This window comes from Schaalia sp. ORNL0103, assembly GCF_019429565.1.
GTDB lineage: Bacteria > Actinomycetota > Actinomycetes > Actinomycetales > Actinomycetaceae > Pauljensenia.
Genome location: NZ_JAHXSA010000001.1, coordinates 1,543,432 through 1,560,733, shown reverse-complemented (window position 1 = coordinate 1,560,733; position 17,302 = coordinate 1,543,432). Strand labels below are relative to the sequence as shown.

Genomic DNA, 17,302 nt, shown 5'->3' with positions numbered 1-17,302 from the left:
ATCCGGGCGGCGCTGCCCGACAGATGTTCGTGCGGGGGCCTGTGGAGTGGCTCCTCGCTCGATCACGTCGTTCCCACCAATCTCGCACGTAATTCCTCGCAGACTATTTAAGCTATTGAAATAACGTCGTTGCAATTACAGCGTTTTCTTGGGGTAATCAAAAGTGACCGGGTTGAATTATGTGCGAGATTTGAGGGGAAGTGTGCGTGATGGGGTGCTGCAGCACAACGACGGTGGGAGGGAGCCGGGGCGGCCGGAGCGCTGTTAATACAAAAAGGCGGGGCCGATGCAATCGCATCGGCCCCGCGTCCCTCACAAGGAGGGATCAGATGCTTAGTGGCGCGGCGTGCCCTGGGCGAGGGCGTCGCGGATCTCCGTGAGGAGCTTGACCTCGTCGGAGACCTCGGGCTCGGGAGCCTCGTCCGCAGCCTTCTGGCGGCGGGCGTTGAGGGCGTTCACGGGCACCACGATGCAGAAGTAGATCGCGAAGGCCATGAGGATGAAGTTGATGACGGCGGTGATCAGCAGGCCGAACTTCACGTCGCTACCGTTCAGGGTGAGGATGAAGGCGTCCGAGAAATCGGGCTTGCCGATGATGGCCGCGATCAGCGGGTTGATGATGCCGTCGACCAGGGCGTCGACGATGTTCTTGAAGGCAGCACCGATGATGACACCGACGGCGAGCTCGACGACGTTACCGCGAGAGATGAATTCCTTGAAACCCTTGAGCATGGCTTCTCCTGTGTTGAATGAGGCCGGCCGGGCCGGCAAGTCTGAATCGCCGAAGTGCCTCGGCGTGGCGGCTCTGTGCCACCGGGGAGCGCGCGCCGCGTCGGCGCTCGTTTACCGTTGAAAACACTAGTGGGGACTTTCGTCTTACGAACAGTGATTAGGGAGTAATGTTCGTCGCACTTTTTGTAATTCGGTCAGCGATCTGCGGATTTACGCCGAAAAGTCCGTTGTGAGAGGTGTGTGACAAACGCTTGTGAGGGGTGTGACTGACAGGAAAAACCGTGGAAAAAGGCCTATCGGATGCTTGTTGTGATCATGCGTGTCGGCGTCACAATCGCGTCGACGGGAACGTCGTGAGGCTCCGCAGGAATTATTCCGGCCTCCAGTACCTCGTCGTCGAAAATCACCGCAACGACCGGGACGCCGGGGGAGCGGTGCGTGAGCGCGCGGTCGTACCAGCCTCCTCCCTGGCCGAGGCGAGTCCCGTCCGCGGATGCAGCGAGCGCCGGAATGACGATCAGATCTGCATTCTTGAGCGACTCCGCTCCCAACACCTCACCGTCCGGCTGAGCGGGTGGTCGCCCAAGCGTCACCAACGCCCGGCCCGGCTCCCACAATCCCCAGCGCGATCCGCCGAGGGGAGCCCCGGCCTCGTCGAGGAGGACCGGGAGGAGCGCACGTTCAAATAGCCCGAGTGCAAGGGACATGTCGGGCTCGAGGGGGGTGGGTACGAACAGTGCGGGCAGAGTGACTGCGTCCATCGACGAGGTCAGGGAGCGAATCTGGTGAGCGAGCCCTTCTGCTTCGGCGCGGTCGCGCACCGGGATGGGGGAGTGGCTCGTGCCGGGGGAGAATAGCTGTCCCGTTGCGAGAGAGTCGGCGCGCCGGGCGCGGCGCCTGCTACGAATCTCCGCGCGGAGAGTTGTTTTTGTGGCCATCGTCTCCCTTTCGGGCGGTTTCTTCGCTACTCTGTGAAGTATGTCAGATAAAAACCAGCCAGTAGTGCACGCCGTCGTTCCCTCGGCCGGTCGCGGAACCCGCTTCCTGCCCATCACGAAGTCTGTGCCCAAGGAAATGTTGCCCGTCGTCGACCGGCCCTCGATCGAGTACATCGTGCGCGAGGCCACGGATGCCGGCATCGAAGACATCCTCTTCGTGACCCGCGCCGGCAAGCAGTCGATCGAAGACTACTTCGACGCCGAACCCGGCCTCGAGGCTGACCTGGAGAAGGCCGGCAAGGAGAAGGCCCTCGAGTACGTCAACGAGTACAAGAAGTACGCGCGCGTCCACTCCGTGCGCCAGGGCCACCCCCTCGGCCTCGGCCATGCGATCCTGCAGGCCAAGTCCCACGTGGGCGACGCCCCCTGCGCGGTCCTGCTGCCCGACGACCTCATGGAGCCCGGCTCGCAGCTGCTGCGCAAGATGATCCAGGTGCGAGGCGCCCTGGGTGGCACCGTCGTCGCCCTGCTGAAGGTCACCCCCGAGCAGGCCACCGCATACGCATCGACCGCCGTCGAGGTTCTGCCGATCCCCGAGGGCGTCGACCTCGAAGAGGGCCAGCTCATGCGCATCACCGACGTCACCGAGAAGCCCCCGCTCGAAGAGGTCAAGTCCGAGTACGCGGTCGTCGGCCGCTACCTGCTCGACCCGGCTGTGTTCACGGCCCTCGAGAACATCGAACCGGGCGCCGGCGGTGAGTATCAGCTCACAGATGGATACGCGCGCATGATCGACCTCCCCGAAGAAGAGGGTGGAGGGTTGTACGGTGTAGTCATCGACGAGCGACGCTTCGATACCGGGGACAAACTCGGCTACCTCGAAGCCAACGTCACGCTCGCCCTTGAGGACCCGGCGCTTGGAGCGGAACTCAAGGAGTTCCTGCGCTCCAAGCTCGAGGACTAACAACTATGCGAAGCGTTGCCGACTTCTACCAGGACTGCATGGCCGTTGCCCACGCGCTGCCGCCGCTCGACGTTCAGCTCGCTGACGCGGTCAGCTGCGTGCTCGCAGAGGACGTGCGGGCCCCCTTCAACCTCCCGGTCGCCGACCTGTCGGCGTGCGACGGATACGCCGTTCGCATCCGCGACTGTGAGGGAGCCACCCTGGAGTCGCCGGTGACGCTTCCTGTCACCGAGGAGATCCGCGCCGGCGCTGTCGACCCGGCGGCCCTCGTGCCCGGCACCGCGATCCGTATCGCGTCCGGCGCGCCCATGCCCTCCGGCGCCGAGGCCGTGGTCTCCCTCGAGTTCACGGATCACGGCATCGCCCAGGTCGCCCTGCGTACCGCCCCCGCCAGCGGCGAGAACATTCGCCGTCGCGCGGAGGACGTTGCGCAGGGTGACACGGTGCTGCGCTCCGGCACGCGTATCGGTGCCCGCCAGATGGCGCTCCTCGCCGGCGTTGGCCGCGATCGCGTCCTGGTTCACCCGCGCCCGCGCGTCGTCATCATCTCGATCGGCGACGAGATCGTCGAGCCCGGTGGCGAGGCCCGCCCCGGCACTGTCTTCGACGCGAACGGTCACGCCCTGTCGACGGCCGTTGCTGACGCCGGCGCACAGACCTTCCGCGTCGCCGCGGTCCCGGATGAGCGCGCTCGCCTGCGCGAGACCATCGAGGACCAGCTGGTGCGCGCAGACCTGATCCTGACGACTGGCGGCATCTCCTACGGCAGCGGCGACACCGTCCGTGAGGTCCTCGGTGCGCTCGGAACCGTCCGCTTCGACAACGTCGCCGCCTGGCCCGGCCACATCATGGGCGTGGGCACCGTCGGCGCCGAGGACGGCCAGCCCGGCACACCTATCGTCTGTCTGCCCGGTGACCCCGTCTCCGCCCAGGTCTGCTTCGAGGTGTTCGTCCGCCCCGCGCTGCGCCACATGCAGGGCTGGACCGCCGTCAACCGTCCCGTCGTGCGCGCCGCCATCGACCGCTCCTGGTACTCCCCGCGCGGCCGCCGCGAGTTCGTGCGCGTGCGACTGACCGGCTCCCCCCGCTCCGGCTACAACGCCGCCGTCATGGGAACCCCGGCCTCGTTGCTGCTGTCCGCGCTCGCGGACTCTAACGCTCTCGCGGTCGTCCCCGAGGATGTGACGACGGTGCGCGCGGGTGACCGCCTGCAGTGCCTGGTCCTCGAATGAAATGCTTCCTCCGCCGTTCCCGGTGCGTGTGGGGGCGCGACATTGAGATGCTCACGCTGCGCGTGGCCGACCCGGTCGGTCGCGGATTTCTGCGCAGCGGCACCGAGTCGAATCCGCGCCCGCGCGAGCTCGTCGTGCGCCCCGTGCGCGGCGAAGAGCATCGCACGCTCGACGCCGTGCGCCGCACCGATGGGCACTGGCTGCGCCCGTGGGAGGCGACCCTGCCCCCGGACACGCTCGAACACATTCCGACGTTCTCGCAGTACATGCGTCGCGCCGATCGGGACCATCGCGAGGGGACCGGCCTGATCTTCGGCGTCCAGATCGACGGGCGCTTCGTCGGCCAGTTTTCCGTTTCCAACGTGCACTGGGGTGCCATGTCGACGGGCATGCTTGGCTACTGGATCGTCTCGGAATGGTCGGGCCGAGGCCTGGGTTCCCTGGTCGCGGCGCTCGTCCTCGACCTCGTCGTCGGCGAGTTGGGGCTGCATCGGGTCGAGGTGTGTGTGCGCCCCGAGAATGAGCGCTCTTTGGGTGTGTGCAGAGGCCTCGGTCTCGTCGAGGAGGGTCTGCGCCCCCGCTTCATGCACATCGGTGGCCAGTGGGCCGACCATATCGCTTTCTTCATCGATTCCGAGTCCCTGCCCGAGGGAGGCCTCGTGCGACGTCGGTGGGGGAGTTCGGCGATCGACTGAGCGTCGTCGTTCGTTCTCTTCCTGGGGTCTGCCGATCCTGGGTTCGAGGGCATGCCGCAGTGGTGCAAATGGTGCAAATGTTACAGGTGTGACACCTGTGGTTACTTCTCTTTTTACCGAAAGGTTTGAGAGCTCGACACGCGCCCATCGCACAAAGCGCAGCGCCACAAACGCCCGTACTTTGTGAGGGTGGAGATTGGTGGACTCGTCATTGCAGCGATATTCGTCGCGCTCATCGCGACGGTACCGTCGCTCGTTGCACGCAGGACAGCAATCGTTCAGTCTCGAGAAATTGACCGTTTCTCCCCGAGGCTGCGCATGATCCACACGAATGAGCCAGAATTAGACACATGTGACCACGCCAGCGGAACAATCCTGGCGCGGGGCGCATTGACGAGCGGAGGCAGCATGCACCAGGGCACCACGGGGCGCACGCGTCCCGTTATCGACCGTCGCAACAACAAGGCGGTCCGTGAGATCGCGAAGCTGCGCGCCCGCCGCGCCGCCCGTCTCGCCGCCGAAAGCGCCGCCGGCCGCCGCCGCATGGTCATCACCGGCGTGTGCGCGCTTGCAACCGTCGCGCTCGGCATCGTCATCGCGGCGACCTCCATCGCGTGGGCGTGGATCGCCATCCCGGCCGCCGCGCTCGTCGCCTCCCTGGCTACCTCCCGCGTCGCCGCCGTGCGCTCCCAGCGCGCCTCCGAGCGTGAGCTCGAGCTGCTGACCAAGCTTCGCGGCGATGTGCGCGGTGCTGGGCGTGCTACTGCTGCAGCCCCTGCGGAGCAGGCCCCTGTCGCCGAGGAGACCGTCGAAGCTGCTGTCGAGGCATCCGAACCCCAGACCGGCTCCGTCCCCTCCCTTGTCTTCAACGTCGAGGTGCCCGAGGTCGTTGAGGTCGCGGACACCCCGGCCCGCGCCTGGACCGTCGCGCCGATCCCCGCACCCACCTACGCCTCGCGCGAGCGCGTGCGCGGCCGCATCGTCCACGCCGACACCGACCTGCGTGGTATTCCGCGCATCGCCGCCGCAGTCCCGGCTCGCCCGATCGCCCAGACTGCCCAGGTGGGCGCCCGCTCCACCGCCGAGGTCGTCGCCGACCAGGCCGTCGCCCTCGACCTGGATGCCGTCCTGGACGCGCGACGCGCCCAATAGGGGACCTCTCAGCTGCTGATGCCGCGCCGCGGGCCTTCGGGCTCGCGGCGCGGTCGTATGCCGGGGCTGATGGCGGGGTTGCATACAGGAGGGTTGATGGCGGGGTTGCGTGCGGGCCCACCTAGATAGCCTCGACCGAGAACAGTTGCATGCGGGGGCTGGCGGAAGGGTTGCTTTCGGGGGCTGAAAAACGGTTGTCGCCGACAAGGGCTTGAGTCCTCGCGGTTGCCAGCTTCATCGTCGTCTATTGGTCCGGAGCGTTCCCAGTCCGGTGCGTCGTACGCGAGCACGTTCCTGCGTAATACGTAGCGTCTGGACGCTGTGCTGGCGCTGCCCATTCATCGAGCCTCATGCGCGTTCCGCAGTGTTGGGTAACGGCGTGGCGTAGTGTTGGGTAACGGCGTGGCGTAGACCGGCGAATCGCTGCGTTTCTTCCTATCCGTGGTGTCCCGCACGTGGTCGTGGTCGGCTTGCGTCGCTGATCGCCATGGTGCTAAGCTGTTCGAGTCCTTGGGGCTATGGCGCAGTTGGTAGCGCGTCTCGTTCGCAATGAGAAGGTCGGGGGTTCGAATCCCCCTAGCTCCACCACAGGCCGACATCCGATCCGGATGTCGGTTTTTTGTATGCCTGGGCGCGTTGGTGTGGTGCCTGTTGTTGTGTTGCTCGTGGCGCCGCTGGTGTTCCGGCCGCCGCGTGGCTTACCTTGATGGGCCGGGCCGCTGTGTGTGCCGGTGGGCGGCGGCCCGCCCCATTGATGGTGCTGCTTGTAGCCCCACGGGTGTTCCGGGCGCCGGAGGGCCCGGCCGCCCGCGAGGCTAGGGCCTCACTTCGTTCGGCGCCGCGCCTCGAAGCCCGCCCGTGCCCTCCGGCGCCCTCCACACCAGTGGGGCCTGGTGTGCTGGCGTGTGGCTTGGTGCGTCGTTTCGAAGCCCGGCCAGGCCCCGCCACCGCCCACCGGTGCGGCCGGCGAGTCACGTGAAACCGTCATCGCCTTTGCTGGCGTGTGCTCTGTCTCCGGTGAAACCGACGACACCATTGCAAGCCAGATACACCTGATTTTGGTGCTATTTCATCGAGCAAAGGTGTCATGGGTTTCATGGAGGCGTCCTGAGGCTCCCGCATTGGTGCCGACGGTTACATCTCGTGGCGCGGTAAGCAGCATGGGCGCGACAAAGTTCGCCCAGCGCTGGCAAAATGGCCCAAAACGAGTGTTTTATGGCGTGCCGGGCGAGTTTTTTCGCGAGTGTGGGTGGGTGGGGTGTCTGTTGGGCGAATTTTGGCGCTCTCCGGCACCGTAATCAGGTCCCGAAGCCCCCATCGGCACTGAAGCCGGGCCATTCCATGCGTGCCTACCCTCCAGACCGGCGAAACCTGCCGCGTACGCGGATAGGTTATTGCGTTATGGATAGGTTATGAGCATGCGGATAGCTTATTTTCCTATCCGCATGCCGATAACCTATCCGCATCATGACAAGCTATCCGCATGGGTCCAGATCTGATCCTCGCGCGCTTGCCGCGCCGTCGGTCGTGGGGGTTTTGCAGCATTAGAAGGCGGCTATCGGCGTGTCGCCGGCGTGTCGGATCTCTAATGATGCAATTCCCCCCCGATCAACGGTGTGCAAGCCATGACTCACGAGGGTTGGTGCCCAAAACGCAGACCACCTCGGTGAAATACGTTGAAAATGGGCTCTTGTAGGTGAGGTGGTCTGCGTTTTGGGCAAATCGGCAGCTGATGGGGCGCGTTGTTCGCGCGTGAACCCGCTGTTCCGAGCGCTAACCTGCGCTGTTGGCTGGCCGACCTGCAACGATGCTGCGCGTCGGAGGAGTTACCGATGCCCCGCACTAGCCTTGATATCGTTGAACCGTCGCGCTGATGCGCCAAAAACAGGGGAGCGCCGGAACTTCTCCGCAGACAGGAGGCCACACACGATGGACACCATCAGGAAAGCGGACAGCCGCCGCGGGCGGATCGCCTACGAGGTTGCGGGCCTTGCGTGGCTCGCTGAGGCCTCGGACCCTGGCGCCCCCGTCGTGCCCGTTCTCGATCACGGTGCGACGTGGCTTGAGGAGCCCCGCCTGGTGTCCGTCTCGCCAACCCCTCGGGCGGCGGAGGAGTTCGGCAGCGCCCTCGCCCATACGCACGCCGCCGGAGCCAGCCACCTGGGTGCGCCGCCGCCCGGATTCGAGGGCGATGGCTGGATGGGGGAGGCCCACCTCTCGCTACCGGACCGCCCAAGCCTGGCCCCGGCCTCGTCCCAAGGCGAATCCTGGGGCGCCTTCTACGCGCGCGAGCGCATCGCCCCCTACCTCGACGACCGCATCTTCACGGCCGCCGAACGAACGCTCATCGACAAGCTCTGCGAACGCCTCGAGTCCGGCGCGCTCGACCACGGCCAGCCGAGCCTCGTCGAAGAAGCGAAAAGCCGCCACAGCAACATCGGCGCCGCCCGCACCCATGGCGACCTGTGGAGCGGCAATGTCATGTGGACCCCCGAGGGTGCCGTCCTCATCGACCCCGCCGCGCAGGGAGGCCACGCCGAGGAGGACCTCGCGGCCCTCGCGGTCTTCGGCTGCCCGCACTACGAGCGAATCCTCGCCGCCTATCACGAGGCCTCGCCCCTGGAGGATGGCTGGCGCGAGCGCGTCGCCCTGCATCAAATGCACATCATCATGATCCACTGCGCCGTCTTCGGGCGCTCCTACGTGCCCGAGGCCGCGGCGATCGCCCGCAGGTACGCATAGACCACGCCTCCCACCGTGCGTCCGCACGCGCATGCGTGGAGACGAGGAGGGAGGCGTGGTACCGCTCGAAGGCAGAGATTCTCAGGCGCGAGCGTCGTAGTGCTGCAGGCCAGAGTCCTCTCGCGAGCCGCCCTGGCCGTCACCCACGTCGTGGTAGTCGTGGATCCACTCGAGGCGGCGCACCCACTTGACCATCTTGTAGCCGTGCTGGGAATCGGCGCGCAGGCGTAGAGGGCCGCCGTAGACCTCGGGCAGAGGCTCATCGTTCATGCCCCAGGCGAGGATGCACTCGTCGTCGTCGATCATCGACGGGTCGATGCACTCGTAGTAGGGCTCGGTCGGGCGCCCGTCGTAGGTGTGCCCGACGTGTCCGAAGGAGGTGGCCATCAGGTAGTGCGCGCCCTCCGTGGGCGTGACCTGCTCGAGGAGATCCTTGAGACGGATGCCCTCCCACTTCGCGATGCCCGTCCATCCCTGCATGCAGGTGTGCATCGTAATGTTCGTGACCTTGCCCAGGGCCTTCAGCTCGTCGATGGAGAAAGACTTCTCCTCCTCGACCAGGCCGCCGATCTCGAGGCGGAAGTCCTTGAAGTCGTCCTCGCGCAGGGCGATGTACTCCTCGGACTGCTCCTGTGTCGGCGGGCGCGTGTTGACCCAGTGGAACGGGGAAATGTCGTCCTCGGTGAAGGTCTTCTTCGCGACCTGACGCGACTTCAGGCGGTCGATCGTGAGCGCGCGAATCGGCTGCGTCGCACCCCAGATCCAGCGCTGGGTGCGGCGCAGGTTCGACAGGGACCAGTAGGAGGCTCCGATCCACAGGGCGAAGGCGACGACGATGCCGATGATCAGCATGGTGACGGCCTGAGCGAATTGTGCCGCCGTGATGTCGTTGTAGTTTTCGCCCAGCATCATGTGCGCGATGTTGTACCTCGGGTGGACGATGAAGACGAGCGCGACGTGCATGACAACGAAGAAGCAGTAGAAGGCCATGCCCAGGAAGTGAATGGAGCGAGCAGTCTGACGGTTGCGGAAGAGCTTGACATACCCGGGGAAGCGTCCCGCGAAGGTGGGGGACATGATGGGGCCGGTCGCGATCATGAGGGGCGCGACGATGAAGACGACCGTGAAGTACATGAGCTTCTGGAGGGCGTCATAGGGCTGGAAGTGCTCGATGGAGGGGATCTGGAGACCCATGTAGATCTTGGCGCTCTCCCAGGCCTCGGGGAAGATGGACCACGAGGTGGGGACGATGCGTCGCCACTGGCCTGTCCCGAAGAGGAGGGCGACGTACACGAAGCCGTTAATGAGCCAGATGGCTGTGACGAGCGCGTGCCACGCGCGGCCCAGGCCGATCTGTCCGCGTCCGGGCAGGGAGATCAGCGGGTGGAGGTTGCGCTGGTCGTCGCGCGCCGTGAACTCGCCGGGAACGGTCGACACCTTGTCCTTCGTGAACTTCAGCCACTCGGATCCGGGTGTGCAGTGATTGTTCCAGTACAGACGTGGGTGTGATGCGAGGACCTCCCAGCCGGAACGGATGAGGAAGCCCATCATGATGAAGTTGATGAAGTGGGTGATCCTCAGCCAAGCGGGAAAAGTGTCGAGGTCGACGGCACCGGCTGCGCTGGCCATTGCTGCGAGCGCGTGCATTGCGGTTCCTCCTGTGTGGCGTGAACGATAGAACGCCTCGCATATTAGAGGGGAAATGCGCGCATAAATAGCTGTCAAATCATATTTGAGCGCAGCGAGCCTCAAGTTGTCTACTTATCAAGCGATATTTGAGTTGGAAAAAGCCAGTCTTTTAGAAAAATGAATGTTGATAAAATACGGATTGAAGCCATGAAAAACGAGGCCGAGGCCAGGTCGTGCGTTGACCCAGCCCCGGCCTCGTCCCCGGAGATGTGAATGGCCTACAGGCGCGGGATGTTGCGCATGTTGGAGGTGGCCATCGAGAAAGCCTCGGCGATGCCGCGGTTGAGAACGATCTTGCTCATCGCGGTCGCGAAGCCGACGACCTGGCCGCCCGTGATGGCCGGCGGAAGCGACAGCGCGTTCGGATCCGTGATGACCTCAACGAGGGCGGGGCCGGGCGCGGCGAACGCCTCGCGGTACGCGTCCTCCAGGCGAGAAGCGTCCTCGACGCGCTCCGCGTGGAAGCCAATTGCGCGGGCGATCTCCGCGTAATTCGTGTCCGGGACATCTGTCTGGAAGTCAGGCAGGCCGTTGACCAGCATCTCCAGCTTCACCATGCCCAGCGTCGAATTGTTGAAGACGACCACCTTGACCGGCAGGTCGTACATCTTTGCGGTGATGAGCTCGCCGAGAAGCATCGAGAGCCCGCCGTCGCCCGACACTGACACGACCTGGCGATCCGGGTAGGCGACCTGAGCGCCCAGGGCCATCGGCAGGGCGTTCGCCATCGACCCGTGCAGCAGGGAGCCGATGAGGCGGCGGGTGCCGAGCGGATCAATGTAGCGGGCGGTCCACACGTTGCACATGCCCGTGTCCGCGGTGAAAATCGCGTCCTTCGCGGCCGTCTCGTTGAGGAGGTGGGCGGCGTACTCGGGGTGGATCGGGCGCATCTTCTCCACGTTGCGCGTGTAGGCGCCCACGGGGGCGTGCATGATCTCCGAGTGCTTCTTGATCTTGGACTTCAGGAAGGAATCGGAGCGGTTCGCGCGCAGGTGGGGGAGGAGTGCTTCGATGAAGGGCTTCACCTGCGCGTGGATCGCGAGGCCGACGTCCGTGCGGCGGCCCAGCTTCTCCGCGTGCGTGTCCACCTGGATGGTCGGTGTGGACGGCAGGAACTGGTCGTAGGGGAAATCGGTGCCCAGCAGGATCAGCACGTCGGCGTCGTTCATGCCCTCAGCTGCTGCGCCGTAGCCCAGCAGGCCCGTCATACCCACGTCGAAGGGGTTGTCGTACTGGATGAAGTGCTTGCCGCGCAGCGAGTGGCCGATCGGTGCCTTGAGAGCATCCGCCAGGGCGATGACCTCGTCATGGGCGCCCTCGACGCCGGCGCCGGCGAAAATGGCGACCTTGTCGGCCTTGTTGAGGAGGGCTGCGGCCTCTTCAATGTCGGCGGCATTGGGAGCCAGTGTCGCGGGGCGCGCGGGCGCGTAGGTGGGAACGTGCTCAACGGCCTTGAGGTCGGAGACGTCGCCGGGCAGGGTGATGACCGAGACGCCGCCCAAGCCGACCGCGTGGCGGATCGCCGAGTTCACGGTGCGCGGCGACTGTGCTGCGGAGGAGATGAGCTCGTTGTAGACCGAGCACTCCTCGAAAATTCGGTCCGGGTGGGTCTCCTGGAAGTACGTCGTGCCGATCTGCACGCTCGGGATGTGCGAGGCGATGGCGAGGACGGGCGCACCCGTGCGGTTCGCGTCGTACAGGCCGTTGATGAGGTGCAGGTTGCCCGGGCCGCACGAGCCCGCACACACGGCGAGCTTGCCTGTCAGCTGAGCTTCGGCCGACGCTGCGAACGCCGCCGCTTCCTCGTGGCGCACGTGGATCCAGTCGATACCACCCTTCTTTGAGCCACCGGTCTTGCGCACGGCGTCAACGATGGGGTTGAGCGAGTCACCGACAATGCCGTAGATCCGGTGGACACCAGCGTCAACGAGCTGAGCCACGATCTGTTCTGCGACGTTCATGCCATCTCCTTATTTTTCGGCTGTGAACTGGTACAACAACCATACGAATGACTAATGTCCCATGTCGCTGCAGCGTGATTGACGGATCACAGTGAGGTGTCAGTGGAAGAGGTCCGCGTTCCTCCGATAGGATGGCACCGCCCCAATAGCTCAGTCGGTCAGAGCAGCGGACTCATAATCCGTGGGTCGTCGGTTCAAGCCCGACTTGGGGCACCACCACTACGCGGGCTCGATGCGCGTGGCTGGGCTAAGTTGTCGAAGCCTGATGCTGATGTTCTCTGGAGGTATAGAGAAAGCCCATCGAACGGACGGAGGTATCTCTTATCCGTAGTCTTTCCCGTGATCGTTCCGCAAGCTATGAGTGCCCACTTGCTTGGCTCAATTTTTGCTAGATGGACACGCGGCCGCAGTGACGCGTAGTGCTCAGCTCCAATCATGATTGAGACTTTTGTGGGGCCGCCGTTTGGTCGGCATAGTCGAACGAAATATGTGTTTGGTGCTGTTCCTTGGCTGATGCTGTGCAGCTGGCCGAAAGCTATGATCGCATGGCTGTTATAAGGTGCGTAGAGCAGTCGCTCAGCTGGGTAAATGAACTGCCGTGCTGGCCCCTTTTTGCCTTCCAGCGACACAGTATCTGTGTCGCTGATGATGTCTCGAGCGTAGTCCAACGCCGCCTTGCGAATTCCGCACTGAAGTGTCATGGGACGCACGTACTCTCTCGGTGCGGAGGCGCGGTGGTGGCCGATGCGGCTCGTGAGCATGTGGGGTGCGTTGTTTGTGGCCCGTGCAGCGGAAGCCTCCGGATGTCGGAGTTCAATCTGAACGCGCCGTTCGGGTCCACGTGGTGCTTCTTTCCCCTTGATGCCTCTCCTGTCTGTGGTTTTATCTGCTGGATTAACGCGAGTGGAACTCTCCGTGCAACCGGCGATGTGGTCCTTCACTCGCCCTACGCGGAAATATGGATGTTTGTGGTCAGAGTCCAACGCTGCCGGTGTGACCGCCGCTAAACATGGTGATCCATCAGGGCTCAGCCCTGGGCACAACAACTTGTTGGGTTGCGCTTGGGGAGGCATATGTTTGACATCGAATGCGCTGACATAGGTGTTATCAAGCGGGTTTCTCGCGATTAACATGCTCCTACTCTCCAATCGGGAACCTCTAGGTGGGTGTCTCTGGGGTATGTAGTCCCAGAAGGATCGTTACAGTCCCCATGCTCATTTGCGTCCGTCGTGTGCTAAGTGCCGTGTGTGATTGTGAAAGTGAGTGCCGCTGTACCTTGCGATCAGTGCCTATCGCTGCTGCGCTTGTCGAGTGCGTGATGGTGGAAGTTATGGCCTTGATATCGATGTTGGGACTGTGAGGAGTAAAATCGGATTGTGCGCGTGTGAGTACATGAGTGGGTGTTCAGTGAATACATGCCTGTGTAAAAGAACTGGTTACAAGTGGTGTCGCCACCCAAGCCTGGGTATTGCCAGCGTCGCGCCTGACGAACAAGCTGGCCACGGCCTCGTTCCCGTGAAACCCTGCACATATCACACGCTGCCTTGACTCGCGATGCGACTCACGGTAGCCTGGGTATTTGCGCCTTATCATGCCCGAGGTGACCCGTATCCAGCCGTCGTAACAGGCGCTTGACGGACCAGGACGCGTCAGATAATGGGTGATAAGGCAGCGTGCGCACCGTTAATGCAGGGAAGGATCCCCTTTGGCTGCCAACAGCACCGCCAAACAGCCCAAGCACCGCATCTCGTTCGCCAAGCTTCGTGAACCCCTCCAGGCCCCCAATCTGCTGGGCCTGCAGGTCGAAAGCTTCGACTGGCTGCTGGGCAACGACGCGTGGAAGGCCCGCGTCGAAGCCGCTCAGGCATCTGGCCAAGGCGACGTCCCCGACGTCTCCGGCCTCGAAGAAATCTTCCATGAGATTTCCCCCATTGAGGACGTTGCAGGCACCATGAGCCTGTCGTTCCACGACCACCGCCTCGAATCCCCCAAGTACTCCATGGAGGAAGCCAAGGCGAAGGACTACACGTACTCCGCACCGATGTACGTGACCGCCGAGTTCATGAACTATGAGACCGGCGAAATCAAGTCCCAGACCGTGTTCATGGGCGACTTCCCGCTCATGACCCCCCGCGGTACCTTCATCATCAACGGCACCGAGCGTGTCGTCGTCTCCCAGCTCGTGCGTTCCCCCGGCGTGTACTTCGAGAAGCTCTCGGACCGCTCGTCGGACAAGGAGACCTTCGGCGCGAAGGTCATCCCCTCCCGTGGCGCATGGCTCGAGTTCGAGATCGACAAGCGCGACGCCGTCGGCGTGCGCATCGACCGCAAGCGTAAGCAGTCGGTGACCCACTTCCTCAAGGCCGTCGGCATGACCGAATCCGAGATTCGCGAAACCTTCGCCGCCTACCCCGTCCTCCTCGAGACCCTCGAGAAGGACACGGTCGCCACGCAGGAAGAGGCCCTGCTCGACATCTACCGCAAGCTGCGCCCCGGCGAGCCCGCGAACGTCGACGCCGCCCAGACGCTGCTCAACAACTTCTACTTCGACTCTCGTCGCTACGACCTCGCCAAGGTCGGCCGCTACAAGATCAACAAGAAGCTGGCCATCGAAGCCGACCCCAAGGCCTCGACCCTGTCCCTCGAGGACATCGTCGCGACCGTCAAGTACCTCCTCGCCCTGCACCAGGGCGACAAGACCTTCGCCGGCACCCGCAATGGCGAGGCCGTCGAGGTCCGCGTTGAGGTCGACGACATCGACAACTTCGCCAACCGTCGCATCCGCGCCGTCGGCGAGCTCATCCAGGGCCAGGTCCGCACCGGCCTCGCCCGCATGGAGCGCACCGTGCGCGAGCGCATGACCACCCAGGAGACGGACTCGATCACGCCCCAGACGCTGATCAACATCCGCCCCGTCGTGGCCGCGATCAAGGAGTTCTTCGGAACCTCCCAGCTCTCGCAGTTCATGGACCAGAACAACCCCCTCGCCGGCCTGACCCACAAGCGCCGTCTGTCGGCCCTGGGCCCCGGCGGTCTGTCGCGTGACCGCGCGGGCATGGAAGTTCGAGACGTCCACCCCTCGCACTACGGTCGTATGTGCCCGATCGAGTCCCCTGAAGGTCCGAACATCGGCCTCATCGGCTCGCTCGCGACCTTCGCGCGCATCAACCCCTTCGGCTTCATTGAGACGCCCTACCGCGTCGTCAAGGACGGCAAGGTCACCGACGAAATCCGCTACCTCACCGCGGACGACGAGAAGGGCCACTACATCGCCCAGGCCTCGTCGCCCCTCGAGGCCGACGGTTCCTTCGCCGAGCACGACGTCCTGTGCCGTGTTGCCGGCGACGACCCGACCCTGATCGCCCGCGATCGCGTGGACTACATGGACGTCTCCGCACGTCAGATGGTGTCCGTCGCCGCGGCGTTCATTCCCTTCCTCGAGCACGACGACGCTAACCGAGCCCTCATGGGCGCGAACATGCAGCGTCAGGCCGTGCCGCTGCTCACCACGGAAGCCCCGCTGGTCGGCACCGGCATGGAGATGCGCGCCGCGCACGACTCCGGCGAAATGATCCTCGCCGCGCACTCCGGCGTCGTCTCCGAGGTCTCCGCGGACCTGATCGTCGTCTCCACGGACGAGGGCGGCCGCGACTCCTACCGCCTCGAGAAGTTCGAGCGCTCCAACCCCGGTAACTGCACCAACCAGCGCGTTATCGTGGACGAGGGCGACCGCGTCGAGGTCGGCGACGTCCTGGCTGACGGCCCCGCCACCTCCAACGGTGAGGTCGCGCTCGGCAAGAACCTTCTCGTCGCCTACATGTCCTGGGAAGGCCTCAACTACGAGGACGCCATCATCCTGAGCCGTCGCGTCGTGGAAGAAGACATCCTCACCTCGATCCACATCGAGGAGTACGAGGTCGACGCCCGCGAGACCAAGCTCGGTGAAGAAGAGATCACCCGCGATATCCCCAACGTCTCCGAGGAATCCCTCGCTGACCTGGACGAGCGCGGCATCATCCGCATCGGCGCCGAGGTCACCGCCGGCGACATCCTCGTCGGTAAGGTCACCCCGAAGGGCGAGACCGAGCTGACCTCCGAGGAGCGCCTGCTGCGCGCCATCTTCGGTGAGAAGGCCCGCGAGGTGCGCGACACCTCCCTGCGCGTCCCCCACGGCGAAGAGGGCATCGTCATCGGCGTCCGCGAATTCAACGACGACGAAGACGACCTCAACCCCGGCGTCCGCCAGACCGTGCGCGTCTACGTCGCCCAGCGACGCAAGATCACGATCGGCGACAAGATGGCCGGCCGCCACGGTAACAAGGGCGTCGTGTCCAAGATCCTCCCGGTCGAGGACATGCCCTTCCTCGCCGACGGCACGCCCGTCGACATCATCCTCAACCCGCTGGGTGTCCCTGGCCGAATGAACGTCGGTCAGGTTCTCGAGTACCACCTCGGTTGGCTCGCCCACCAGGGCTGGGATGCCTCGGCCGCTGTCGAGGCCGGCGAAGAGTGGGCGGCACACCTGCCCACCGACGGCATCAAGACCGAGCCCGGCACGCCCGTTGCTACCCCCGTGTTCGACGGCCTCGAGGCCGACGAGCTCGCGGGTCTGCTGCGCAACGTGAACCCGAACCGCGACGGCGACGTCCTCACCAACTATGAGGGCAAGGCACGCCTGTTCGACGGCCGCTCCGGCGAGCCGTTCCCGTACCCGATCTCGGTGGGCTACACCTACATGCTCAAGCTCCACCACCTGGTCGACGACAAGATCCACGCCCGCTCCACGGGCCCGTACTCGATGATCACGCAGCAGCCGTTGGGCGGTAAGGCCCAGTTCGGCGGCCAGCGCTTCGGCGAGATGGAGGTGTGGGCCCTGGAAGCTTACGGCGCCGCCTACGCCCTCCAGGAGCTGCTGACCATCAAGTCGGACGACACCACCGGCCGCGTCAAGGTGTACGAGGCCATCGTTAAGGGCGAGGATATCCCCGAGCCCGGCATCCCCGAGTCCTTCCGAGTCCTCATCCAGGAAATGCGCTCGCTGTGCCTGAACGTCGAAGCTCTCGACGCGGCCGGCAACGTCATTGACCTGCGTGAGCAGGACGAAGACTTCAATGCGCGTGAGGATCTGGGCATCACTCTTGAAGCCCGTCCGAACGCTGCGGCGACCATCGATGCGATCTGATAGGGAGAGATAACT

General features: G+C 64.4%; 10 protein-coding genes and 2 tRNA genes. 8 read left to right on the top strand and 4 right to left on the bottom strand.

Going from position 1 to position 17,302, the window contains the following annotated elements; translation table 11 throughout:
- Positions 1-333: 333 nt before the first annotated feature.
- On the bottom strand, positions 334-732 hold the full coding sequence (gene mscL / locus JJJ16_RS06825) for a large conductance mechanosensitive channel protein MscL (protein WP_219751849.1): 399 nt from the start codon (positions 730-732) through the stop codon (positions 334-336).
- Positions 733-1,025: 293 nt separating this feature from the next.
- Complete coding sequence (locus JJJ16_RS06820; RefSeq protein ID WP_219751848.1) at positions 1,026-1,670, bottom strand: 5-formyltetrahydrofolate cyclo-ligase; 645 nt, start codon at positions 1,668-1,670, stop codon at positions 1,026-1,028.
- Positions 1,671-1,710: 40 nt separating this feature from the next.
- Here JJJ16_RS06820 and JJJ16_RS06815 point away from each other — a divergent pair, with 40 nt between their 5' ends.
- The 6 genes from JJJ16_RS06815 to JJJ16_RS06790 all read left to right on the top strand — a co-directional run bounded on the left by JJJ16_RS06815 (position 1,711) and on the right by JJJ16_RS06790 (position 8,455).
- Positions 1,711-2,634, top strand: coding sequence for a UTP--glucose-1-phosphate uridylyltransferase (locus JJJ16_RS06815; protein ID WP_016460371.1), 924 nt, complete (start codon positions 1,711-1,713; stop codon positions 2,632-2,634).
- 5 nt (positions 2,635-2,639) lie between these two features.
- Complete coding sequence (gene glp / locus JJJ16_RS06810; RefSeq protein WP_219751847.1) at positions 2,640-3,866, top strand: gephyrin-like molybdotransferase Glp; 1,227 nt, start codon at positions 2,640-2,642, stop codon at positions 3,864-3,866.
- Positions 3,863-4,561 carry a GNAT family N-acetyltransferase gene (locus JJJ16_RS06805; RefSeq protein ID WP_219751846.1) on the top strand — a complete coding sequence of 233 codons (699 nt, stop codon included), beginning with the start codon at positions 3,863-3,865 and terminating at the stop codon, positions 4,559-4,561. Before glp ends, JJJ16_RS06805 begins: the two co-directional genes overlap by 4 nt.
- A gap of 189 nt (positions 4,562-4,750) precedes the next feature.
- Positions 4,751-5,713: a hypothetical protein gene (locus JJJ16_RS06800; protein WP_219751845.1), complete on the top strand. Its 963-nt coding sequence runs from the start codon at positions 4,751-4,753 to the stop codon at positions 5,711-5,713.
- 512 nt (positions 5,714-6,225) lie between these two features.
- Positions 6,226-6,301, top strand: a tRNA-Ala gene (locus JJJ16_RS06795).
- A gap of 1,341 nt (positions 6,302-7,642) precedes the next feature.
- On the top strand, positions 7,643-8,455 hold the full coding sequence (locus JJJ16_RS06790; RefSeq protein ID WP_219751844.1) for a fructosamine kinase family protein: 813 nt from the start codon (positions 7,643-7,645) through the stop codon (positions 8,453-8,455).
- 81 nt (positions 8,456-8,536) lie between these two features.
- Here JJJ16_RS06790 and JJJ16_RS06785 read toward each other — a convergent pair whose 3' ends face one another.
- Both JJJ16_RS06785 and JJJ16_RS06780 read right to left on the bottom strand, forming a co-directional pair.
- The gene (locus tag JJJ16_RS06785; RefSeq protein WP_219751843.1) at positions 8,537-10,102 is read right to left on the bottom strand and encodes a molybdopterin-dependent oxidoreductase; all 1,566 of its coding nucleotides are present in this window, start codon (positions 10,100-10,102) and stop codon (positions 8,537-8,539) included.
- A gap of 260 nt (positions 10,103-10,362) precedes the next feature.
- Positions 10,363-12,105, bottom strand: a complete 1,743-nt coding sequence (locus tag JJJ16_RS06780) for a pyruvate dehydrogenase (RefSeq protein WP_219751842.1) — start codon at positions 12,103-12,105, stop codon at positions 10,363-10,365.
- Between the two features lie 139 nt (positions 12,106-12,244).
- Here JJJ16_RS06780 and JJJ16_RS06775 point away from each other — a divergent pair.
- Positions 12,245-12,321 (top strand) — tRNA-Ile (locus tag JJJ16_RS06775).
- Between the two features lie 1,489 nt (positions 12,322-13,810).
- Positions 13,811-17,287 (top strand): DNA-directed RNA polymerase subunit beta, encoded by a 3,477-nt coding sequence (rpoB, locus tag JJJ16_RS06770; protein ID WP_219751841.1) that lies wholly within the window; start codon positions 13,811-13,813, stop codon positions 17,285-17,287.
- Positions 17,288-17,302 lie beyond the last annotated feature (15 nt).